Source organism: Corallococcus silvisoli (assembly GCF_009909145.1).
Classification (GTDB): Bacteria; Myxococcota; Myxococcia; order Myxococcales; family Myxococcaceae; genus Corallococcus; species Corallococcus silvisoli.
Genome location: NZ_JAAAPJ010000026.1, coordinates 33,190 through 54,242 on the forward strand (window position 1 = coordinate 33,190; position 21,053 = coordinate 54,242).

The 21,053-nt window shown below is 69.7% G+C and carries 18 protein-coding genes; 10 read left to right on the forward strand and 8 right to left on the reverse strand.

Annotated elements, in window-relative coordinates:
- Positions 1-34 precede the first annotated feature (34 nt).
- Together GTY96_RS34520 and GTY96_RS34525 are read left to right on the forward strand one after the other, a co-directional pair.
- Positions 35-385, forward strand: coding sequence for a hypothetical protein (locus tag GTY96_RS34520; RefSeq protein ID WP_186002179.1), 351 nt, complete (start codon positions 35-37; stop codon positions 383-385).
- 142 nt (positions 386-527) lie between these two features.
- A complete protein-coding gene (locus GTY96_RS34525; RefSeq protein WP_143908552.1) occupies positions 528-1,280 on the forward strand; it encodes a hypothetical protein in 753 nt (250 codons plus the stop codon).
- A gap of 9 nt (positions 1,281-1,289) precedes the next feature.
- On the opposite strand, the gene nth is transcribed toward GTY96_RS34525, so the two are convergent.
- Genes nth through GTY96_RS34540 form a run of 3 tightly spaced genes read right to left on the reverse strand, consistent with a single transcriptional unit; the run spans position 1,290 to position 3,424 of the window.
- On the reverse strand, positions 1,290-1,928 hold the full coding sequence (nth, locus tag GTY96_RS34530) for an endonuclease III (RefSeq protein ID WP_143908554.1): 639 nt from the start codon (positions 1,926-1,928) through the stop codon (positions 1,290-1,292).
- Between the two features lie 10 nt (positions 1,929-1,938).
- Positions 1,939-3,105, reverse strand: a complete 1,167-nt coding sequence (locus tag GTY96_RS34535) for an iron-containing alcohol dehydrogenase (protein ID WP_143908556.1) — start codon at positions 3,103-3,105, stop codon at positions 1,939-1,941.
- Between the two features lies 1 nt (position 3,106).
- A complete protein-coding gene (locus tag GTY96_RS34540; protein WP_143908671.1) occupies positions 3,107-3,424 on the reverse strand; it encodes an antibiotic biosynthesis monooxygenase in 318 nt (105 codons plus the stop codon).
- 87 nt (positions 3,425-3,511) lie between these two features.
- Here GTY96_RS34540 and GTY96_RS34545 point away from each other — a divergent pair, with 87 nt between their 5' ends.
- The 3 genes from GTY96_RS34545 to GTY96_RS34555 all read left to right on the forward strand — a co-directional run bounded on the left by GTY96_RS34545 (position 3,512) and on the right by GTY96_RS34555 (position 5,300).
- Positions 3,512-4,405 carry a 1,4-dihydroxy-2-naphthoyl-CoA synthase gene (locus GTY96_RS34545; RefSeq protein WP_143908558.1) on the forward strand — a complete coding sequence of 298 codons (894 nt, stop codon included), beginning with the start codon at positions 3,512-3,514 and terminating at the stop codon, positions 4,403-4,405.
- A 317-nt stretch (positions 4,406-4,722) separates the two neighbouring features.
- The gene (locus GTY96_RS34550; protein WP_161666950.1) at positions 4,723-4,914 is read left to right on the forward strand and encodes a hypothetical protein; all 192 of its coding nucleotides are present in this window, start codon (positions 4,723-4,725) and stop codon (positions 4,912-4,914) included.
- An 8-nt stretch (positions 4,915-4,922) separates the two neighbouring features.
- Positions 4,923-5,300 carry a hypothetical protein gene (locus GTY96_RS34555; protein ID WP_161666951.1) on the forward strand — a complete coding sequence of 126 codons (378 nt, stop codon included), beginning with the start codon at positions 4,923-4,925 and terminating at the stop codon, positions 5,298-5,300.
- 6 nt (positions 5,301-5,306) lie between these two features.
- Here the strand turns inward: GTY96_RS34555 and GTY96_RS34560 are convergent, their stop codons facing one another.
- Positions 5,307-7,370: a lipoxygenase family protein gene (locus GTY96_RS34560; protein ID WP_161666952.1), complete on the reverse strand. Its 2,064-nt coding sequence runs from the start codon at positions 7,368-7,370 to the stop codon at positions 5,307-5,309.
- A 331-nt stretch (positions 7,371-7,701) separates the two neighbouring features.
- Here GTY96_RS34560 and GTY96_RS34565 point away from each other — a divergent pair, with 331 nt between their 5' ends.
- Positions 7,702-9,732, forward strand: a complete 2,031-nt coding sequence (locus GTY96_RS34565; RefSeq protein WP_161666953.1) for a lipoxygenase family protein — start codon at positions 7,702-7,704, stop codon at positions 9,730-9,732.
- A gap of 20 nt (positions 9,733-9,752) precedes the next feature.
- Positions 9,753-11,168, forward strand: a complete 1,416-nt coding sequence (locus GTY96_RS34570) for a cytochrome P450 (RefSeq protein ID WP_161666954.1) — start codon at positions 9,753-9,755, stop codon at positions 11,166-11,168.
- A gap of 18 nt (positions 11,169-11,186) precedes the next feature.
- Here GTY96_RS34570 and GTY96_RS34575 read toward each other — a convergent pair whose 3' ends face one another.
- The 3 genes from GTY96_RS34575 to GTY96_RS34585 form a co-directional block, all read right to left on the reverse strand.
- Positions 11,187-11,939, reverse strand: coding sequence for a 2OG-Fe(II) oxygenase (locus tag GTY96_RS34575; RefSeq protein WP_201756670.1), 753 nt, complete (start codon positions 11,937-11,939; stop codon positions 11,187-11,189).
- Positions 11,936-13,009 carry a bifunctional DNA-binding transcriptional regulator/O6-methylguanine-DNA methyltransferase Ada gene (ada, locus tag GTY96_RS34580; RefSeq protein WP_161666955.1) on the reverse strand — a complete coding sequence of 358 codons (1,074 nt, stop codon included), beginning with the start codon at positions 13,007-13,009 and terminating at the stop codon, positions 11,936-11,938. Before ada ends, GTY96_RS34575 begins: the two co-directional genes overlap by 4 nt.
- Before the next feature lie 148 nt (positions 13,010-13,157).
- Positions 13,158-14,189, reverse strand: a complete 1,032-nt coding sequence (locus GTY96_RS34585) for a 1,9-bis(guanidino)-5-aza-nonane synthase (RefSeq protein ID WP_161666956.1) — start codon at positions 14,187-14,189, stop codon at positions 13,158-13,160.
- A 239-nt stretch (positions 14,190-14,428) separates the two neighbouring features.
- Between GTY96_RS34585 and GTY96_RS34590 the strand changes: the two genes are divergently transcribed.
- Positions 14,429-17,701, forward strand: coding sequence for a C45 family autoproteolytic acyltransferase/hydolase (locus GTY96_RS34590; protein ID WP_161666957.1), 3,273 nt, complete (start codon positions 14,429-14,431; stop codon positions 17,699-17,701).
- An 88-nt stretch (positions 17,702-17,789) separates the two neighbouring features.
- On the opposite strand, the gene GTY96_RS34595 is transcribed toward GTY96_RS34590, so the two are convergent.
- A complete protein-coding gene (locus tag GTY96_RS34595; protein WP_161666958.1) occupies positions 17,790-18,776 on the reverse strand; it encodes a tetratricopeptide repeat protein in 987 nt (328 codons plus the stop codon).
- A gap of 277 nt (positions 18,777-19,053) precedes the next feature.
- Between GTY96_RS34595 and GTY96_RS34600 the strand changes: the two genes are divergently transcribed.
- Positions 19,054-19,629: a class I SAM-dependent DNA methyltransferase gene (locus GTY96_RS34600; RefSeq protein ID WP_161666959.1), complete on the forward strand. Its 576-nt coding sequence runs from the start codon at positions 19,054-19,056 to the stop codon at positions 19,627-19,629.
- Positions 19,630-19,822: 193 nt separating this feature from the next.
- Positions 19,823-20,959 (forward strand): serine hydrolase domain-containing protein, encoded by a 1,137-nt coding sequence (locus GTY96_RS34605; RefSeq protein ID WP_328701106.1) that lies wholly within the window; start codon positions 19,823-19,825, stop codon positions 20,957-20,959.
- Positions 20,960-21,053: the final 94 nt, after the last annotated feature.

The window sequence follows — 21,053 nt, forward strand, 5'->3', positions numbered from 1 at the left end:
AGCCCAGAGGGCCGGGACCCTCGGGGAGACCATCATGTGGACACGCCGCTTCAACGGGCTCGTCGTGCTGGGGGTGATTGGAACCGTGGGCTTCGCGGTGGGCTGCAACGAACGCCAGCAGCAGACCGTGAACGAGAACGCACGTCAGGCCGGGCAGCAGGTAGGCGAGGCCGCCCGGGACGTCCAGCACGGCGCCCACCGCGCCGCCGAGAGCGTCCGCGAGTCCAGCCGCGAGGCCGCGAACGGCTTCCGGCAAGGAGTGGGCGGTTCGGGGCACACGGGCCCAGAGCAGCAGAAGCCGGGCGAACCCTGCCAGAACGGCCAGGACGCCGGCCGCGACCCAGGCTGCCCCCACGACGGCGCTGGTCCCCAGGAACAACGCTGAGACGCACCCGGCCAGACACCCTCCGTCCGTGGGGTGTGTTTGAATGTGAACCATGGATGTGGCCCCTGTCCTCCGTGGTCCCCGTGCGTCCCCTGGCCGTTGGCTGTGCCTGTGGCCGTTCCTGTTGATGACGGTTGCCTGCGTGACGACCGGCCAACCCCGTCACATCCCCACCTTGCAGGAGCGCTGCGAAGGCGGGAGCCCCTCGGCCTGCGAGACGTGGGGCCAGCAGCTCATGGTGGACAACCGGGTGGAGGAGGCGGATCACGCGTACGGACTGGCGTGCGCGACGGGCTCCACCTCCGCCTGCGTGACACAAGGCAAGCTCCGGCTGGAGCACGGCGACGTGACCGGCGCGGAGCCGCCCCTGCGCAAGGCCTACGACGACGACACGGAGGAGGGCGCGCTGGCGCTCGCGGACCTCGAGGACGCGCGCGGGGATGCGGAGGCCGCTTCGCGGCTGCGCTGGGAGGCGCTGGCCATCGACAAGTCGACGGTGGAGTTCGGCCTGGGCTGGCGCGTCCCGTGGTCGGGCGGCTTCGGCATGTCCATGGACTTGAACGTACAGCCCATGGGCCTGAAGGCGCGGCGGCTGGTCCTGGGGCTCAACCTGGGGCTCGAACACGAGCTGGTGTCGCTCAACGCCACGGTGGGCTACCAGCACTTCGTGACGAACTGGTTCGCGCCCTACGGACGGGCGCTCGTGGGGCCCACGCTGAGCGGAGCGCGGGGCAGCACGGTCAACCTGGGCGTCGAAGCGGGCGTGAAGGTCTTCGGGGGCCCGCTGGGCCACCTGGGCGTCGCGCTGGGCGGCTCGCTCGATGGCGCCTCCTACATCGTGTTCGAGCTCGGCATGGACTGGGTGCTGGCGCTGATGGTGGCCGCGCACATGTGACGCGGCGGCTCAGGCCGCGACGCCCAGCTTCGGGCACACGTCGTCGAGGACGCACTCGGCGCACTTGGGCTTCTTGGCGACGCAGGTGTAGCGGCCGTGCAGCACCACGGCGGGGCCGAAGAACGTCCAGTCGTCCTTGGGCACGAGCTTCATCAGGTCCGCCTCGATGGCCTCCGGCTTCTCCTGCTTGGACAGGCCCAGCCGCTGGCTGACCCGGGCCACGTGCGTGTCCACGATGATGCCGGACGCCTGCTGGAACGCGGTGTTGAGCACCACGTTGGCCGTCTTGCGCGCCACGCCGGGGAGCGTCACCAGGTCCTCCATGCGCGGTGGCACCTTGCCGTGGAAGGCGTCGAGCAGCGCGCGGCTCATGGCCTGCACCGTCTTCGTCTTCTGCTTGTAGAAGCCCGTGGGCTTCAGGTCCTCCTCCAGCTCCGCGGTGTCCGCGTCCGCGAGGGCCTGGGGGCCGTCGTACTTCTTCCACAGCTCGGCGGTGACGCGGTTGACGCGCTCGTCCGTGCACTGCGCGGCCAGGATGGTGGCGACCAGCAGCTCGAAGGGGGTGTTCCAGTTCAGCTCGTACTTCGCGTCGGGATACTTCTCGCGCAGGCGTTCGAGCACCACGGGGACGAGGGCGGTGGGTTTCATGGGTGGGTCCTCACATCGACCGTTCGACGAGCGTCGTCAACTCCGCATCGGTGAGCGCCAGCGGATTGCCCTTCATGCTGCTGGCGGCGCGGGCCTTCGTCACCAGGCCGGGCACGTCCGCGTCCGCGAGGCCCATGTCGCGCAGGCCCCGGATGCGCACGGCGTGGACCAGGTCCTTCACCCAGGCGATGCCGTCCTCGGCGCGCGCATTCGACTGGCCGGTGAGGATCCCCGCCAGCTCGCGGAAGCGGGGGAGGGCGGGGTGGTCCGGGGCGCGGGCGCGCAGGGCCTCCAGGTTCACCTCCAGCGTGGCCCCGAGCAGCGCGGCGCACAGCGCTCCATGGGGCGCGCCGAGCATCCCCCCCAGCGGCGCCGCGAAGCCATGCACCGCGCCCAGGCCCGCGTTGGCGAGGCACAGGCCGCCAAGGAGGCTGGCGATGGCCAGGTCCTCGCGCTCCTCCGGGCCGGGGCCGTGGAGCACCGCCTTGCGCAGCGAGCGCGCCGAGCGCCGCATGCCTTCGCGCGCGAGCGCGTCCGTGAGGGGCTGGGCGCGCACGGAGACGAACGGTTCAATGAGCTGCGACAGCGCGTCCAGGCCGCCCGCGGCGAGCACGGCGGCGGGCGCGTGCTCCAGGAAGTCCGGATCCACCAGGGCCACGCGCGGCAGCATCATGGGGCTGCGCAGGCTGGCCTTCACGCCCGCCTCCTTCGAGCCCAGCACCGCGTTGCGGGTCACCTCGGAGCCGGTGCCCGCCGTGGTCGGCACGGCCACGAACGGCAGCGGCGGCTTCGTCAGCGCCTGTCCGCGCCCGATGACCTCCAGGTAGTCCAGCGGGTCGCCCCCATTGGCAGCGAGCGCGGCGATGGCCTTGCCCGCGTCGAGCGCGCTGCCACCGCCCAGGGCGACCACGGCATCGCAGCCGGCCTCCACGGCGGCGGCGGTGCCTTCACGGGCGAGCTCGACGGTGGGCTCGCCCGCGACGCGGAAGGGGACGGACGGGATGCCCAGGCGTTCGAGTCCGGCGCGGGTGGGCTCGGCGCGGCCAGGGTGGGTGCCGGTGACGAGGAGGACCTTCCGTCCGCCGAGCCCGCGCACGAGGTCGGGGAGCTCCGCGAGGCGGCCGGGGCCGAAGAGGACGCGGGCGGCGGTGGCGAACTCGAAGCTCGTGGGGGGCATGTCACCAGCCCGCGTCGTCGGGGAAGCGGTTGACGAAGCGGCGGGCGGCGCGGGGCTCGGCCATCATGGGGGCCACGGCGTCGCGCCAGGTGAGGTAGTGGGCGGTCTGCTTGTGCGCGGCGGGGGCGTCGGGAGCGCGGTAGACCTCGACGAGGACGAAGCGGGTGGGGTCCTCGGTGTCCTGGCAGAAGTCGAAGCGGGCGATGCCGGGCTCCTTCACGCTCTCGCGGGCGTTGGCGAGGGTGGCCTGGAGGAAGGCGTCGACGTGCTGGGGGAGCACGCGCACGTGGACATGGACGACGAGCAGGCTCGTGGGCATGGCTCGCACGGTAGCGCGGGCGTCCCCGAGCGGAAACCGGTAGGGTGCCGGGCCGTTCACTCCCTCATTTTCGGAGCAAGACCGCGCATGGTTTCGGACCTCTTCGACGCGTCCCGCTGGCAGGCGGTGGAAGGCTTCAAGTTCAAGGACATCACGTTCCACCGCGCGGTGGACCAGGGCACGGTGCGCATCGCGTTCAACCGTCCGGAGGTGCGCAACGCGTTCCGTCCGAAGACGGTGGACGAGCTGGCCCGGGCGTTGGAGGCCACGCGGTTCATGACGGACGTGGGCGTGGTGCTGCTCACGGGCAACGGGCCCTCGCCGAAGGACGGCGGGTGGGCGTTCTGTTCGGGAGGGGACCAGCGCATCCGCGGCAAGGACGGCTACAAGTACGAGCCGGGTGAGGACGCGGCGGATCCGGCGCGGCTGGGGCGGCTGCACATCCTGGAGGTGCAGCGGCAGATCCGCTTCCTGCCCAAGGTGGTCATCGCGGTGGTGCCGGGCTGGACGGCGGGCGGCGGGCACAGCTTGCACGTGATCTGCGACATGACGATCGCGAGCAAGGAGCACGGCATGTTCAAGCAGACGGACGCGGACGTGGCCAGCTACGACGCGGGCTACGGGTCCGCGCTGCTGGCGCGGCAGGTGGGGCAGAAGCGGGCGCGGGAGATCTTCTTCCTGGGCCAGTCCTACACGGCGGACGAGGCGTTCCAGATGAACGCCATCAACGCGTCGGTGCCGCACAAGGACCTGGAGAAGGTGGCGCTGGAGTGGGCGGCGGAGATCAACACCAAGAGCCCCACGGCCATCAAGATGCTGAAGTATGCCTTCAACCTCCCGGACGACGGCCTCGTGGGCCAGCAGCTCTTCGCCGGAGAGGCGACGCGTCTGGGCTACGGCACGGAGGAGGCGCAGGAGGGCCGCGACGCGTTCGTCCAGAAGCGCAAGCGCGACTTCAAGCGCTTCCCCTGGACGTACTGAGGCACGCGCCCCAGTGATGGAGATGGGGGACTCGGATGCGCTCGTTGAAAGGAACGGTGCTCCTGCCTCTCTTGCTGGGGCTTGGGTGTGCACATGCCCCGGGACCCGCCGCGCGCTCGTATGTCATCGCGGACTCCTCCGAAGGCGTGGGAGCCGCGCTCGCGACAGGCGGCGCCGGCACACGGGATTGCCAAGCGGAACATGAGGCCTGCTTCCGAGAGTGCTGGACGAGGAGCCGTCCTCCGTATCCACACAAGCACGACGAGTGGTACTACAAGCGATGCACCGCGGATTGTGGAAAGGCTTTCAACGACTGCGTGGATGAGCAGGAAGAGGCTGCGTCCAAGGCTCGACGCGTGGAGTTCGACAGCGTTCATCAAGCCAGGGACTGGCTGCTTGAACACAAGTCCGAAGTCGCACTTGGCACGTTGGTCGTTGTTGGCGGAACGGGTTTCATCCTGACCCTTGGCGCGGCTGGAACTTTGATCCTGGCGCCCTTTGCCCTGTAGGGACAATCGTGGCCTATAACTCCAACTTTGACGTGGATGCCGTGATGGCGATCCTGGGGACCGTGGGCGAGCAGTTCCAGGACGGAGCGCCCGAAGACGAAGCCCTCCGGATCGCGGCGGTGGCGCTACTCTATGTCCGCGACAGCGGGAAGCTGGAGGACTACCGCGAGTACTTCCGGAGGTTCTTCGTTCCAGCCACGGAGTCGATCTCCGTGGTCCAGTCATTCTCGACGACAGCAGAGGCCGACGCCTGGCTCGCTCAGGGGCAGGTACAGGAAGGGGACCTCGTTCGGGTCGCAGGGAAGGGCTTCCGTGTCATTGCTCACAGGAAGGGCGGCGGGCTGATGTTTCTTCGCACGCCGCTCCCTGACGAAATGGCGCCCTGAACACGGTCAGATGTTGATGCGGGAGCTGACGGTCCGGACATCCAGGCCCAGGGCCGCGAACTGCGCGGCATGGGCCCGGAGCAGCTCCAGCAACCGGGGATGCACGTCTTCATCCTCGTTGGACAGGATGAAGCCGTAGTTCGTCTTCGACAGCATCCAGGAGATCCACAGCATCTCCGTGGCCTCGTCCGGCGTGGGCGCGACGTCCAGGTCCTCCTCCGTGGACAGCGCACCCCCCTTGCCCCAGCGCAATCCCAGACACGCGTACAGCACCTCTCCCGCGTCCTCCCACTGGAGGTTGTTCGCCCAGGCATGCCGGAACGTCGCGAAGAAGATGACGTAGCGGCAGAGGTTCTTCAGCGCCTCCAGCTCACCGGGCTGGGGAGTGTCGGTCCGCGTCACCGCGCTCACGGCCCGGGGCGGCGGCTCCGCCACCTTCGCGTCCAGGTCCATGCGCTCCGAGCGCACGAACCACGGCGCCTCCTTGCCCGGCACCCGTGCCCTCAAATACCGGCACACGAACGCGGGCGCCGAATGCGCGACGAGGTCGTCCGAGAACCGGCGCACCTCCCGCCACTGCTCCTCCACCGCCGCGCCGTGCTCCGCGAAGAACGCGTCCACATGCTCCCCGAGCAGCTTCCAGAAGAGCTGCCCCGCCTGCGCGTACCGGTGCCCCTCGCACACCGGCGTCGCGGGCGCGAAGCCCTTCCAGTCGTAGCTGCCCAGCAGGTGCTCCAGCCGCTGGTTGATGCCTGCCTCCGTCAACGCGCTGGCCCGCGTGATGTACCCCGTGGGCCCCACCAGGAACCCGTTGGCCGAATGGTTGATCAACACCACCTCGCGCAGGTGCGGCATCAGCAGCCACCGCAATGGATTGCGCCGCAGGTTCCGGTGCGCGGCGATGGCGTATTGCTCGACGTTGAAGTGGCACTGGCCCAGGTGGTTGCCCAGCTCCACGTCCAGCGTCGCGCTCACCCGCGCCATCCGCTTCGCTGCCTCCCAATCCGCGCCGTCTCCGGGCGCGAAGGAGCGGCGGGTCACCGGTGAGCCGGGCGCGGTCGCGCCGGGCTCGCGCATCCCCAGGATGATGCGCTGGGGCATCAGCCGGCCTTCCTCCAGGCGCAGCCGGAGGTCCACGTCCGGCAGACAGTGGACGCCGTCCTGTTCATAGGCATTCCACGGCAGGTACAGCCGGAAGGCCCGCGGGTCGCCCGGCGCCTCCGGGTCACGGTCCAGGATGCTGGAGAACATCCCGTTGAGCAGCCGCTCACCAAACCACGCATCACTCCGCGAGGAGCCCGGCGCCTGCTGCTCCATGCGGACCGTCATCGACTCCGGATACTCCGCCTGGATTCTCGCGAGGCTCGGCGCCTGTCCCAATCGAATCTGGAGTTGATGCTGCCGCTTCACCAGCTCGATGGGCGCGACGGCCTTGAGCATCGCCAGCGCCCGTCCCGGCGCATACGCCGTGGGCGGCGTGCCTTCCTCCACCACCAGCAGCCGCGCCAGCGGCGTCGACGGGTCGTATTCCCAATACGGCAGCCGCAGCGTCCCGAAGTCGTACTCCAGCCCGGCATGGTCGTCCGGCCCACGCTCCGTGCCGATGCGCCGCCAGTCCTCCACCACCCGGCCATCCTTCCGGAACGTGTGCTGGGGCTCGAAGAAGCGCAGCTCCAGGTCCGGCAGGTCGCCTTCCCCCGCATCCGCGGGGTCGTAGCGGATGGCGAAGGTGCCATCCGCCGCCGTGAAGCCCTCGCCCAGGAAATCATCCGGCGTGCCGAAGTCCCGGTCCCACAGCTCGACCTTGAGGTGATGCAGGGGAACGGGGCCCTGGGGCCCGTCCACCTCGAACACGAGCCGACCCGTGACGACCGCGGGCAGCGCGGACGGATCGCGGAGCGCTCGGGGCGCACGCACGCGCTTGACCAGATCGCGGCTCACCGCCAGCCGCTGCTTCAGGTCGAGCCCCGCGTACCACCGGGCCAGCTCGTCCGCCTCCAGGAGCGGAGGCTCCGGTGCGCGGGATGTGAAACCCAACGAGGCCATCAGACGGCGCCAGGCGGACGACATCAGCTCCACACCTCGGTTGCATCCGTGGTCAGGACCGACCCTCGGGAGGTATGGCGGGAACCACCTTCGCTTCGGGTGTCGCGGGGAGCGGACTTCATCAAGCGGCGAAGGTAACACGGCGCCCCTTCACCCTGGCACTTCCGTGACCCCGCCCCCCTCGCGCCCCTACGGCAAACCCATACATGGGCGCTCGCACTGAAGGGCAATCCGGTATCAATTTCAAAGCATGCGCGAAACGTCACGCACCCGTGCCTCCACGGTGCGCGGCCATTGCTTGTCCGTCGCTATTTCACCGGCGTACTTTCGGCGTTACGTGCTAGTGGGAGATTCCATGCCTGTCGATTACACGCTAACGATTCGCACGAGTTCGAAGCTGGGCGCGGGAACGAACGCCGCCATCTCCGTGGTCCTGGTGGGCACCAAGGGTGAGAGTCAGTCGCACCTGTTGGACAAGCGCTTCCACAACGACTTCGAGGCTGGGGCGGTGGATGCGTACACCGTCAAGACCGACGACCTGGGCGACCTGCTCCTGCTCCGGTTCTCCAATGCAGGAGGGGGCGTCGGCAGTGACTGGCTCCTCGACTCCGTGACGGTCACCGCCACGGGGAAGCTCTGGTTCTTCCCGTACTACCGCTGGGTGCTGGGCCGGTCGACCGCGGAGGTCCTCAATGGCATCGCCCGGCTGCCACAGCAGGTCGAGCACGAGCGGGAGCTGGCGGCCCGTCAGGAGCTGATCCAGGCGCGTCGGAAGATGTACCCCTGGCGTCCCGCGGAGGCCACCGCCGGCCTGCCCGGCGCGCTGGACATCACCGCGACACAGCCGCTCCCGAAGGACGAGCTCTACCGGGGCCTCGTGGATGGCAGCTATGAGGTCGTCATCGCGAAGACGCTCGCGGCCATCAAGCTGCACATGCCCGTGCTCAGCAAGGCGTGGAATGGCCTCGTGGACATCTTCGACTTCTTCAAGAGCATCGAGCTGCCCAAGCTGGCCCAGCGCTGGCAGGACGACTACGAGTTCGCCCGACAGGCGGTCCAGGGCATCAGCCCTGTTCACATCCAATCCGTCACTTCGTTGCCGGAGGGCATGCCCCTGACGGACGAGGAGCTGCGGGGCCTGCTCCCTCCGGGCATGTCGCTCCCGCAATCGCTGGCGGCGAAGCGTGTCTTCCTGCTCGACTTCGAGATCCTCGGCGACGTGCCCATGTTCAGGAAGGTCGACAAGCATGGCGTCGAGGAGCGCCGCTGGGCGCCCGCGTCCCGGTGCCTGTTGCTCCTGGATGAGTCGCACCAGCTGCGGCCCATCGCCATCCAGCTCGGGCGCGACCCCGCGGTGGACCCGGTGTTCACGCCCAATGACAGCCAGCATGACTGGATGGCCGCGAAGATCTACGTCCGGTGCAGCGAGGGCAACACGCACCAGATGGTGGGCCACGCGCTCCGCACGCACTTCGTGGCGGAGCCGTTCGTCATGGCGACGATGCGCAACCTCCCGGACCCGCACCCCGTCTACAAGCTGCTGCGCCGCCACTTCCGCTACACGCTCGCCATCAACGAGGGGGCGCGCAAGGGCCTGCTCGACGCGGGCGGCGTGTTCGACGACATCATCGCCACGGGCGGTCCCGACCAGGGCCACCTGTTCCTGGGCAAGAAGGGCTACAAGGCCTGGAAGCTCTCGGACAACAAGCCGCGTCCGGACATCGAGCGCCGCGGCGTGCTCGACCCGGCGGTGCTCCCGCACTACCCCTACCGGGACGACGCGCTGCTCCTGTGGGACGCGCTGGAGGAGTACGTCGGCGGGGTGCTGGGGCACTTCTACACCTCCGATGACGCCCTGGTGCGCGACACCGACATGCAGCACTGGTGGAAGGACCTCATCGCCCACGGGCTGCCGTTGGAGAAGCTCCCGTGCTCGGAGCTGACGCGCGTCTCCGACCTCACGGACATCCTCACCACCGTCCTCTTCACGGTCAGCGTCCAGCACGCGGCGGTGAACTACCTCCAGTACGAGCACTACGCCTTCGTGCCCAACGCGCCGCTGTGCATGCGCCAGGCGCCGCCGCGCAAGAAGGGCGTGCTCGGCGCGAACGACATCGAGGCGATGATCCCCTCGAAGTCCCAGATGCTCTGGCAGGTGTCCGTGGGCCGCGCCCTGTCCAGCTTCGGGGATGACGAGGAGTACCTGCTCCACGAGGGCGGGTGGCGCGAGGACTACTTCCAGGAGCCGGAGCTGCTGGCGATCCGCGACCGCTTCCACTCCCGGCTGCGCGCGCAGAGCGAAGCGGTCAAGGCACGCAACGCGAAGAGCGCGGTGCCCTACACCGTGCTTCAGGCCGACCGCATCCCCTGCGGCATCACCGTCTAGCGCCGTCCGGAGACCCCACCGTGCCCAACCTCATCTCTCGCGGCATCTTCAACCTGCTCTTCGGTTCGAAGCGCAAGGCGTTCGCCTCCCTCCCGGGGCCCCCGCCGGGAATCCTCGGCACCGCTGGGGACTTCCTGGGCGCTTCGCCCTGGGACGTCTGCGCGCGCTACGGCCGCGAGTACGGTGGCGTCACCCTCATCTGGATGGGACCCAACCCCGGGTTGGTCCTCAACGACCCCGCGCTCATCGCGGAGGTGTACGAGTCCCCGCGCCGGATGGAGTTCGAGAAGGGGAACATCAGCGAGCAGATCCGTCCCACGGTGACGAACGACACGGTCTTCATCGCGAAGCTGAGCGAGGACTGGGCGGAGCGGCGCCAGATGGAGCCCATGGCCCAGCCGTGGTCCTCCGACTGGCTGGCCGAGCAGGTGGTCCCGATGCAGGCGGCCATCTCCGAGTCCGTGGACGCCCTGCTGAAGGAGGGCGTCCACGACCTGACCCCCGCGCTGCGTCGGCTGACCTTCGATGCCTTCTCGGTCGCCACCGTGGGCGAGAAGATGCCGGATCAGGTGTTCGAGGACTTCATGCTGCTCGCGAAGGGGGCGGACGCGCGCATCCAGGCGAAGCTGCCCCTGAAGTTCGTCAAGCCGCCCAAGGGCTTCGACGAAGCCAAGGCGCGCTTCTACGGCCAGTTCGCGGACCGGGTGCGCGCGGCGCGCAAGCACCCGAAGCCCCACGCCGTGGACACGCTGTCGTGGATGCTGCGGGAGAACCCCGGCATGGACGACCAGATGCTGGCGCACCTCCTGGGGGGCACGTTCTACGGAGGGGCCTTCTCCTCGAGCGTCACGCTGGTCGGCGCGTTCCACCAGCTCCAGAAGCACCCCGACGCCGAAGCGCGCCTCGCCGCGGAGGCCGCCGCGCTGGCGGAGGGGCCGCTGTCCATCGGGAAGCTGGCGGGCGCGAAGTGGGTGGAGGCCGTCGTCCTGGAGGCCCTGCGCGTCCTCCCCGCGGTCCGGGTGATGACGCGCACGCCGTCGAAGGACGCGGAGCTGGCCGGGGTCACGCTGCCCGCGGGGGCGATGATCATGATCTCGAACCAGCACCTGCACCGGGACCCGGCGCACTGGCCGGAGCCGGACACCTTCAAGCCCGAGCGCTGGCTGGACGGCGGCGTCGCCCGCGATCCGCTGGGCAGCGGCTACTTCTTCCCGTTCGGCCGGGGGCCGCGCGCGTGCACGGGCGCGGACTTCGCGATGCTGTACCTGAAGACCGCCGTCGCCACCATCGCCGCGCGCGTGAAGGTCCACGTCGATTCGACGGAGCCGTTCGAAGAGGGCTTCTTCTTCGGGGTGGTGCTGCCGAAGGGCGTCACCGGGAAGCTCATCGCGCGCGAGGCCCAGGCCTCGCGGGGCGTGCAGGCCCGGAGCGCCTGAGCGGTCATTGGGCGGGGCTCAGGCCGCGTCGTGGAAGATGATGCCGGCCGTGTGCCGCTGTCCGGCGCGCACACGGCTGACCCCGTGCCGGAGGTTGACGCGGTAGGTGCCCCGCGTGCCCTGCACCGGGCGGTGATGCACCGCGAAGACGACCGCGTCCCCCTGGCGGAGCGGGACGACCTCCGCGCGCGACTGCATCCGGGGACGCTGCTCCGTCAGCACGAACTCGCCGCCGGTGAAGTCGCGCCCCGGCTCGGAGAGGAGGAGGGCCACCTGGAGCGGGAAGACGTGCTCCCCATACAGGTCCTGGTGCAGGCAGTTGTAGTCGTCCACGCCATAGCGCAGGAGCAGCGGCGTGGGCCGCACCTGTCCCGCTTCGTGACAGCGCGCGAGGAAGTCCGCGTGCGTGTCCGGATACCGCACGTCGATGCCCATCGCCGCGTTCCACCGGTTCGCGATGGGCGCCAGGCACGGGTAGAGCGCCGTGCGCAGCTCCGACACCGTGGCCGGGAGCGGATGGTCGAAGTATTTGTATTCGCCCCGCCCGAAGCCGTGGCGCGCCATCACCACGCGGCTGCGAAACGCCTGCTCCACGTCGTAGAGGCGGGCCAGCGCCTCGCACTCCGCGGGCGTGAGCAGCCGCTCCAGGGGCGCGCAGCCCCGGGCGTCCAGCTCCCGTCCGGTCCCCTCCCAATCCACCGCCCGCACCCGCTCCCCGACGCCCTCCGGGGCGCGGGCCGCGAGCGCCCCGACGCGGCGCCGGGGGCTCATCGGCTCGCCTCGCGGTCCAGCAGCGCGCGCTTGCGCTCCACGCCCCAGCGGTAGCCCGACAGCGCGCCGTCGTGGCGCACGACCCGGTGGCAGGGAATCACCACCGCCAGCGCGTTCGCGCCGCACGCCTGCGCCACCGCCCGCACGGACTTCGGTGCGCCAATCCGCTCCGCGATGTCCGTGTAGCTCGCGGTGCTCCCCGCCGGAATCTCCCGCAGGGCCTGCCACACGCGCTGCTGGAACGCCGTGCCGCGCACGTCCAGGGGCAGGTCCAGCCCCAGCCGCGGCGCCTCCACGAAGCCCACGACCTTCGCGACCAACTGCTCGAACGCCGTGTCGCCCCCCACCAGCGCCGCCTGGGGGAACCGGTCCTGGAGGTCCCTCGTCAGGGCGTCCGGATCATCCCCCATCAGGATGGCGCACACGCCCCGGTCGCTCGCGGCCACCAGGATGGGGCCCAGGGAGCACTCCGCGACGGCGAAGCGGATCTCGGTGTTCGCGCCACCGGCGCGGAAGTTCGTTGGCGTCATGCCCAGGACCTGGCTGGAGGTTTCGTAGAAGCGACCGCTGGAGTTGAACCCCGCGTCGTAGATGGCCTCGGTGACGGAGCCGCGCTTCGTCAGGCCGGTGCGGATCCGCTCCGCCCGGTGCGCCGCCGCGTAGCCCTTGGGCGTCAGCCCGGTGACGGCCTTGAACACGCGGTGCAGGTGATAGGGGGACAGCCCCGAGCGCTCCGCCAGCTCCTCCAGGCTCGGCGTCTGCTCCGCGCCTTGGATGAACCGGCACAGCTCGGCCACCTGGTCCGCGTGCTTCACGGCGAGCGAGGGCTCCCCCGGCTTGCACCGCTTGCATGCCCGGAAGCCCGCCCGCTCCGCCGCCACCCCGGTCGCGTGGAACGCGACGTTCTCCGGCCGGGGCGTGCGGGCGCCGCAGGACGGACGGCAGTACACGCCCGTCGTCCGGACGGAATAGAAGAAGCGCCCATCCGCGCCCGCATCCCGCGCGACGACCGCCGCCCAGCGCGGGTCGCCCAGGGTCGCCGCCGCGAGTGTCTCTGTCTTCGCCGCCATGTGTCTTGCCTCCCTTCGAGAGCGGTCTTCATGACCACGATGGGAAACCTAACCCCCGGTCCGGAGGCCAGCACTCCGGGCCTTGCGGTCGAATTCGGGAGCACCCCCGCGTCCGGGGACACCGGAGCGCGGGGGCCAGGGCACCCCGCTACCCGCAGGCGTCCACGAGCCGCCGCTCCGGCCGCTGCTCCCAGCCGCGCCCGTGGAAGGCGGCGCCCACCACCAGCGGCATCGTCACGGTCGCCTCTCCGTACACCATCTGCTCATGCACGGTGGACACCTTGCCCCAACTGCTGGCCTCGCGCAGCGTGGAGCCGGACAGCGCGCCGTCCCGTTCGTCCGCCACGGTGAGCTGCACCGCGTACTTGTGCATGGACACCGGCTGCTCCACGAAGTCCGCCGCCACCACGATGTCCTGGGCGAAGTTCTTCGGCACGCCGCCGCCCACCATGAACAGCCCCGAGTCCTCCATCCGGAGCCGGCACTTCGTCAGCTCCAGGAAGTCCCTCGCGCTGTCGATGGACACCCGCGGCTTCCCCTCGCGGTGCCACTGGTGGTGCACCAGCCCGAAGCCCGCCGAGCAGTCGCTGAAGGCCGGGACGAAGATGGGCACGCCCGCCTCATGCGCGGCCAGCACCACGCTGTCGCGCGCCTTGCCGTGCTTCACCAGGTAGCGGCCCATCTCCCCGATGAACTCCCGCGAGGAGTACGGGCGCGGCTCCAGCCCGGACGCGATGCGCGCGATGGTGGCGTCGCACTCTCGCAGCTGGTCCTCGTCGATGTACGTGTCGTAGATGCGGTCGATGTGCAGCTCGCGCAGCGCGTTGTCGTCCGCGTCCGCGCGGCCCTTGTAGTGGCGGTAGCCCAGGGCCTCGAAGAAGTCCTGGTCCACGATGAGCGCGCCCGTGGACACGATGGCGTCCACCATCCGGTGACGCACCATGTCCACCACCACCTGCTTCAGCCCGGCGGAGAACAGGCTGCCGGCGAGGCAGAGGATGACGCCGCACCGCTCGTCACGGAGCATGGCGTCATAGAGCGTGGTGGCGCGGCTCAGGTTGCGCGCCTGGAAGGCCATCTGGCCCATGGCCTGGACCAGGGGCCGCACGTCGAAGGCCTTGATGTCGATGTGCTGGATGACGTCGCGGAGCAGCTCGGTCCTGCTGGGAGTCGTTGTCACGGCGGGTGTACCCCGACGGCCATGGATGGAGGTCGGGAGGCCCTGGGCCGACAACAAGCGCCACCCGAGACGTCCTACGGTCCGGCCTCGGAGGAGGGGGGACCGCCATCGGAGACGTCAGGTGGCGTGCGACACGCGCTCCCTACCACGGCGACCGGGCGGGGGCGAGCAATGCGTGCCTGCACGCTCGCGGATGACGTGACAGGATGCCGCACCCCACCTTCCAGGATGAGCAAGCCATGCCCCACCTCCGACTGATGTGGAAGCAATCCCGTCTGCTCTGGCCCACGCTGGCCGCATGCGCCGCGGCCCCCGTCTGGGCCGCCCCCGCGCCCGTCGCCGTCCCCAACGCCGGCTTCGAAGCCGCCGCGCCCACGGGCCTCCCCGAGGGCTGGTCCGCGTCCGGACAGGGCAAGGTGTCCACCCGCTCCGACGCGAAGGCCGAGGGCAGCCGCAGCCTCGTCATCGAGAGCCCCCAGGGTGGCGCGGAGACCACGGTGCAGTCCGAACCCGTGAAGCTCCAGGTGGGGCGCCTCTACCGGCTGAGCGCCTGGGTTCGCACGAAGGGCGTGCAGGCGGACGCGCAGGCCCGCTACCCCACGGCGCTGGGCGCGTGTCTGTCCATGCAGAGCTTCCCCTTCACCAACTGCTCACCGCCGCAGGGCGCGGACGCCAGCGGCCGGGTGCAGGTGCTCTTCTTCGCCACCAGCGCCAGCGACCGCGTGCGGGCGCACCTGGGCCACAACGGCAAGGCGACCGGCACCGCGTGGTTCGACGACGTGAAGCTGGAGGAGGTGGACGACATCACCGCGTATGTCCCCATGGAGAGCGTGCGCTGGGCGGGCAAGGGCTTCCGGTATGACGACGGCGGCTGGGTGTACGTGCACATCGAGGGCGAGCCCTACGAGCGCGGCCGTCAGTTCGGCGAGCTCGTGTCGCAGGAGATCGTCCGCTACATCGACAAGCTGGGCGTCCAGAAGGACAAGGCGGACTCCGCGAAGGGCTGGGCGCAGGTGCGCCTGCTGGCGGACTCGCTGTTCCTGCGCCGCTTCGACCCCGAGTACCTGGAGGAGATGAAGGGCATCGCCGACGGCGCGAACGTGGGCGGCGCGAAGTTCAAGGGGCCGGACCAGAAGGAGCGCGACCTGGATGTGCTGGACATCGTCGCGCTCAACTCCGCCGTGGACCTGGGCCAGCTGGAGGACGCCAACCGCGTGACGGCGTCCCCTCTGTCCGGCCGCACCTTCCTCAAGGGCGAGGACGAGAACGGCCGGGCGGGGGAGGGCGACCACTGCTCGTCGTTCGTGGCCACGAAGTCCGCGACGAAGGACGGCCGCGTCGTCATGGGGCAGATCTTCATGTGGAACGGCTACACCGGCGTCCACTGGGACGTGGTGCTGGACGTGCAGCCCACCAAGGGCCACCGCTTCGTGATGCAGACCTTCCCGGGCGGCATCCACAGCGGCTCGGACTGGATGGTCAACGACGCGGGCCTCGTCATCGGTGAGACGACGGTGGGCCAGACGCCCTTCAACATCGACGGCACCCCGCAGAGCAACCGCATCCGCCGGGCCGCGCAGTACGCCTCCTCCATCGACGACGTGGAGCGCATCCTCAAGGACCGCAACAACGGCCTCTACACCAACGACTGGACGCTGGCGGACACGAAGACGGACGAGGGCGCGTGCCTGCTGCTGGGCACCGCGAAGACGCGCCTGTGGCGCACGGGCGCCAAGGGCAAGGTGGCGGACACGCCCGGAAACCTGAAGGACTTCATCTGGGCCAACAACAACAACCGCGACCCGGAGGTCCGCAAGGAGTCCCTGCCCAACGCGAACAACGCCCCGGTGGACCTGGCCTTCAACACCTGGAACCGCGACATCGCCTTCCAGGAGGCCTATGCCCAGTACGGCAAGGGCGGCTTCGACGTGGACAGCGCCACGCGGATGATGGCCTCCAGCCCCATCAATCGCCCCCACGCGTGTGACGGCAAGGTCACCACGTCGGAGATGGCGGAGAAGCTGATGTTCCTGGCCCACTACGGCAAGACGACGCTGCGCGAGAAGATGGTGGGCAGCCGCTGGATTCCCGACCTGCCCGGCGCCACGCCGCACCTGTCCCTGGGCTACACCGCCTTCAGCCCCATCTACGTCGCGGATCAGCTGAAGGCGGCGAAGGCGAAGCAGAAGCCCGAGCCCAAGGAGGAGAAGCCCAAGCGCGACTTCGCCCGCGTGAAGGACGCGCTCTCCTTCGACGAGAAGCTGCTCTGGGCCAACACCGTGTTCCCCGCGACGGACGCGGACAACTGGTTCGTCAGCGGCTCGGCCGCGTACTGGACCCAGGTCAAGGACCTGCCGGAAGGGGACGACCTCTCCAAGGCCTTCGACGCCCAGCGCGACACGCTCGCGGAGCTCAACGCCCGCTACCTCTACCTGACGGCGCGCGAGGGCGACGTGGTGCCCACCGCCGCGCGCACGGACTACGGCCGCTATGGCACGTACGCGGTGCCGCGCATCAAGGGCACGTACCTGCTGCACCAGCTGCGGCTGACGCTGGGCAACGCGAAGTTCGCGAAGGTGATGGGCGCGGTGCACACGAAGTTCGCGAACAAGAAGCTCACCACCCAGGACTTCATCCGCACCGCCTCGGAGGCCGCGGGCCAGGACGTCTCGCCGCTCGTGAAGCAGTGGGTGGAGCGCGGCGGCCTGCCCGCGCCGCGCCTGACGTCCCGTGCCCAGAAGGCGAAGGAGGGCTACGAGGTGACGCTGAAGGTGGACCAGTCCGGCACGCCCTGGCGCTTCGCCACGCTGGTGGAGGTGCAGACGGAGAAGGGGGCCGTGGTGGAGCGCGTGGAGGTGAAGGGGGCCAGCGACACCTTCACGGTGAAGGTCGCGGACCGGCCGGTGCGCGTGGTGTTCAACGTGGGCAATGACATCCCCGTGGCCCGCGAGCGCTACCAGACCCTGGCCAACACGCTGGACGACTGGGAGAGGCTGCTCTTCGTGTACGGCTCCGCGCGCCAGGTGGAGTCCATGCGCACGCTGGCGCTGAACTACCGCGAGCAGCTGGCGGACGCGTCCCCGGAGAAGCTGGCGCCGCTCAAGCCGGACGCGGAGGTGACGGACGCGGAGCTGGCGGACCGCGACCTCGTCGTCTTCGGTGGCGCGGAGGACAACGGGCTGCTGGCGCGGCTGGCCTCGGAGAAGAAGCTGCCGGTGGAGCTGGGACGGCGGTTCTTCCGCTGGCAGGGCAAGACGTATGGCCGCGCGGATGACGGCCTCGCCATGGCGCTGCCCAACCCCTGGAACCCGAAGCGCACGCTCTACCTCTTCGTCGCCAACAGCGGCCTGGAGCTGTGGCACATGACGCGCTCCTTCCAGCGCGGCCTCCAGAGCTGGGCCCTGTTCCGCGCGGGCGAGGTGAGCGGCAAGGGCTTCCACACCCCTGACGGCCTCACCCAGGAGCTGTCCGTGGAGCTGCCCGCGCCCAAGCTGGGCATGCTCACGCCGTAGCGTCAGGAGGGCCTGAAGGCAGCGAGGCTCCCTGGGGCGCGCTCGTGGGGGATGTTCGCCACGAGCGCCCGCCGTACGCGAGGCCCGCTCACATTCCTGCGTCGGTCTGGGGGATCGCGGCGACCTCGAAGCTCAGCTCTTGCACGACGGTCTTGGGCGCCAAGGTGCCGGAGATCTTCAGCCCGGTATCCCGGGTGGTCTCCTGGACGGTGCAGACGGCGCCGTAACGACCCGTGCAGGGGTCGATTGAAACGACCGTGCACCGCGTTCGGGTCGTGAACTCCGCGCATGACTTGCACTCGTTCACGCTGGCCCACGAATCGATTTCGTCCTCGAGCTCCGGCCACGCCTTGCGCGGAGCTGGGGACTCGCGCCAACGGGTGGCCTCCTCGCAAGCCTTCCTCGCGCACGTCTGCTCATTCGCCCCCTTCTTCGATGCGCACTCGAGGGTGCGCGTCGACACGACCTCCGAGTCCTCGCAGGTCCAATCGGGCGTCGCCCCCATGCCCCGGAGCGTCTCCTCGGAGTCCAGGGCGATGCTCAGATTGGAGCAGGGCAGGTCTCCCTGTTGCGCGCAGTCGAGCCGCGCGGGGCATGTGCCTTCGGCACAGGACAGGACCACCAGACCCGCGCTTTGCTCCTCGTGGTACGTGTAGCCCGGGAGCTCGAGCTTGTGGCCGCAGGCGGCGATGCGCTGCCCGCACGCGAGTTCCTTGGGGACCTCGATGGGCGCGCAGCTGCCGTCACTCGTTACGCCCTGGGGTGCGAGGTTCACGCCCGCGAGCCCCAGGTTGAAGTACGCCGACTTGCGGACCTTCTCGTCGCCGTAGCGCACCGCGAGGTTCGAGGCATGGATGGACTCCGTCTTCTTCCCACGCTTCAGCTCGCAGAGCCCGAGGTCCGCCCAGATCGCACCTCGGATCCGGTCGGCCTCGGCGGCCTTCCGCAACAAGGGGCAGGCTCGCGCGAAGTCCTTCTCGCGAAACGAGGCGAGGCCGGCCTTCCAGTCGTCGTCCGAGGACCGGGCGAGCGCGGGCGTGGTGACGAGCAGGAAGAGGACGAGGACCGAACGCATGCGGAAAGTCTCCAAACGGGGTGTGGCTTCTCTCGTGGCCTCCGCTCGATTTGCAAGGCTCGCACCACCCCGTCCGCCCCAGCAATCCGCCTGGGCCGTGGCTGTCCAGCCACGGTCTTGTGTGCCCGGGCGTGGCCGAAATGCGTCACGCCGCCGTCCTGCTCCCTCGCGCACCGATAGCTCCGGCCCACGGAGCGTGCTTCCGTCTGCTCCCATGACGAAGCCACCGAATCGCGGGGAGGTACAAGGCCGCGTGAAACCAGGAGGAGGCTGACGCGTGGACGAGTACGACTGGATCGCGGACTGGTATGCATCCCAACGCGCGGGCCACATGGGCGTTCCGGAGGTGACCGCGCTCGCGGCCTCGCTTCCGGCCGGCGCCTCGGTGCTGGACGTCGGCTGCGGCACGGGGTTGCCGCTGACGAAGGTGCTGCTGGAGCATGGCTGCCATGTGATGGGCGTGGACAGCTCCCGCGAGCTGCTGGCGCGCTTTCAAGAGAACTTCCCTCACGTGCCGGTGATCCATGCGCCCATCCAGTCGTGTGACCTACAGGCGCGAACGTTCGATGCCGCGATCGCTTGGGGAGTCCTGTTCCACCTGACCCACGAAGAGCAGGGACATGCGATCGCCAATATCGCGAGGGCATTGAAGCCCGGCGCCGCGTTCCTCTTCACCTCGGGCGACGCCCACGGCTCCATCGATGGCGAGCCGATGAATGGCGTGCCGTTCCGCTATCACTCGTACAGCGTCGACGGGTATCGGGACCTGCTGCGCGCGCACGGACTCACGCTGGAAGCGACGCGCACGGACGCAGGGGGGAACGTCTACTTCCTGTCGCTCAAGACGGGATGAGCAGCGAGGCACAGGCCGGAGGTCGAGCCGCCGCGGACGGCCTGCTCCGCAATCGTTTGCGCCGCGCATCGTAGGGGCTCTGGCGATCCCTCGCTGCATCCACGACCTTCATCCTGGCCAGGACGCCATGACCTACCGACACTCCCTCCACGGCCAGAGCCCTGCCTCCGCGGCCAGAGCCCTCTCCTTGCTGGTGCTGACCGCCGCGATGGTGCTCACCGTGCCGGCCGTCGCGGCCCCGCGCTCGCCCAGTGGCGCGCCCCCGCAGTTCACCCAGGTCATCGAGCGGGAAGTGCCGGCCATCATGAAGGAGGCCCATATCCAAGGCGCGGCCGTGGGCCTGATCGTCGGAGGCAAGCTGGTCTACGCCAAGGGCTTCGGCTTCGCGGACCACGCGGGCAAGGTGCCTGTGACGCCCGACACGGTGTTCGTCGCTGCCTCGCTGTCCAAGCCGATCGCCAGCTGGGTGACGATGCGTCTGGCCGAGCAGGGGCGCGTGCAGTTGGATGCGTCGGTGGCCGATGTGCTGTCGCCGTGGCCGCTGACGCAGAACCAGTTCGACCATCGCCTGATCACGATCCGCCGCCTGCTGTCGCACACCGCGGGCACGACCCTGGGCGGGTATCAGGGCTGGCTCGACTTCAAGGAGCTGCCGAGCCTGGAGGAGTCGCTGGCCGGCAAGACCAATGGCCGCGGCGCCGTGGAGCTGTTCGCGCCGGTCGGCGTGAAGTTCCAGTACTCCGGCGGCGGCTACACCCTGATGCAGTTGGCCATCGAGCGGACCACGCAGCGCAAGTATTCGGACCTCGCGCGCGAGCTGGTGTTCCGGCCGCTGGGCATGAAACACAGCAGCGTCGCCATGACGCCGGAGGTGCTGGCCGGCGCGGCGCAGGGCCACGACGATGAGGGCAAGCCGGCGCCGGCGCGCTACTACGCCGAGCAGGCGCCTTCGACCCTGACCACCACCGTCCGAGACTTCGCCCGCTGGATGATTGCCGGCATGGCGAACACCGCTGGCGCGCATCCCCTGACCCAGGCGCAGCTGGCCAAGCTGTACACACCCGCGGAGCTGAGCACGCCGCGCGCGCCCGATGAGGCCGTCTACGGCCTGGGCCACTTCATCGAACGCCTCGGCGACGGCAGCACCGCCGTCGGTCACGACGGACGCAACCAGGCCGGCTTCCGCGCCAAGTTCTTGATGCGTCCGCAGTCCGGCGACGGCATCGTCTTCTTCAGCAACTCCCGCAGCGGTCTGGCCTTGGACCGCGTCGTCTGCCTGTGGGGCGCCGACGTGGCCAAGGTCGAGCCGGCGACGACCTGCAAGAAATAGCGTGGCGGTCCACTGGGTGCCCGAATGCGCGGCGCGGCTTGCGCGGACGGGCCCCATCCCTCTGCTTCCGGGAGGACGTCGCCTCGGCGGACAT

Excerpts from the sequence above, each read along its gene's own strand:
- GTY96_RS34520 (WP_186002179.1), top strand. The coding sequence starts at position 35 with ATGTGGACACGCCGCTTCAACGGGCTCGTCGTGCTGGGGGTGATTGGA.
- nth (WP_143908554.1), bottom strand. The coding sequence starts at position 1,928 with ATGAAACCCACCGCCCTCGTCCCCGTGGTGCTCGAACGCCTGCGCGAG.
- GTY96_RS34535 (WP_143908556.1), bottom strand. The coding sequence starts at position 3,105 with ATGCCCCCCACGAGCTTCGAGTTCGCCACCGCCGCCCGCGTCCTCTTC.
- GTY96_RS34540 (WP_143908671.1), bottom strand. The coding sequence starts at position 3,424 with ATGCCCACGAGCCTGCTCGTCGTCCATGTCCACGTGCGCGTGCTCCCC.
- GTY96_RS34545 (WP_143908558.1), top strand. The coding sequence starts at position 3,512 with ATGGTTTCGGACCTCTTCGACGCGTCCCGCTGGCAGGCGGTGGAAGGC.
- GTY96_RS34560 (WP_161666952.1), bottom strand. The coding sequence starts at position 7,370 with ATGTCGTCCGCCTGGCGCCGTCTGATGGCCTCGTTGGGTTTCACATCC.
- GTY96_RS34565 (WP_161666953.1), top strand. The coding sequence starts at position 7,702 with ATGCCTGTCGATTACACGCTAACGATTCGCACGAGTTCGAAGCTGGGC.
- GTY96_RS34575 (WP_201756670.1), bottom strand. The coding sequence starts at position 11,939 with ATGAGCCCCCGGCGCCGCGTCGGGGCGCTCGCGGCCCGCGCCCCGGAG.
- ada (WP_161666955.1), bottom strand. The coding sequence starts at position 13,009 with ATGGCGGCGAAGACAGAGACACTCGCGGCGGCGACCCTGGGCGACCCG.
- GTY96_RS34590 (WP_161666957.1), top strand. The coding sequence starts at position 14,429 with ATGCCCCACCTCCGACTGATGTGGAAGCAATCCCGTCTGCTCTGGCCC.
- GTY96_RS34595 (WP_161666958.1), bottom strand. The coding sequence starts at position 18,776 with ATGCGTTCGGTCCTCGTCCTCTTCCTGCTCGTCACCACGCCCGCGCTC.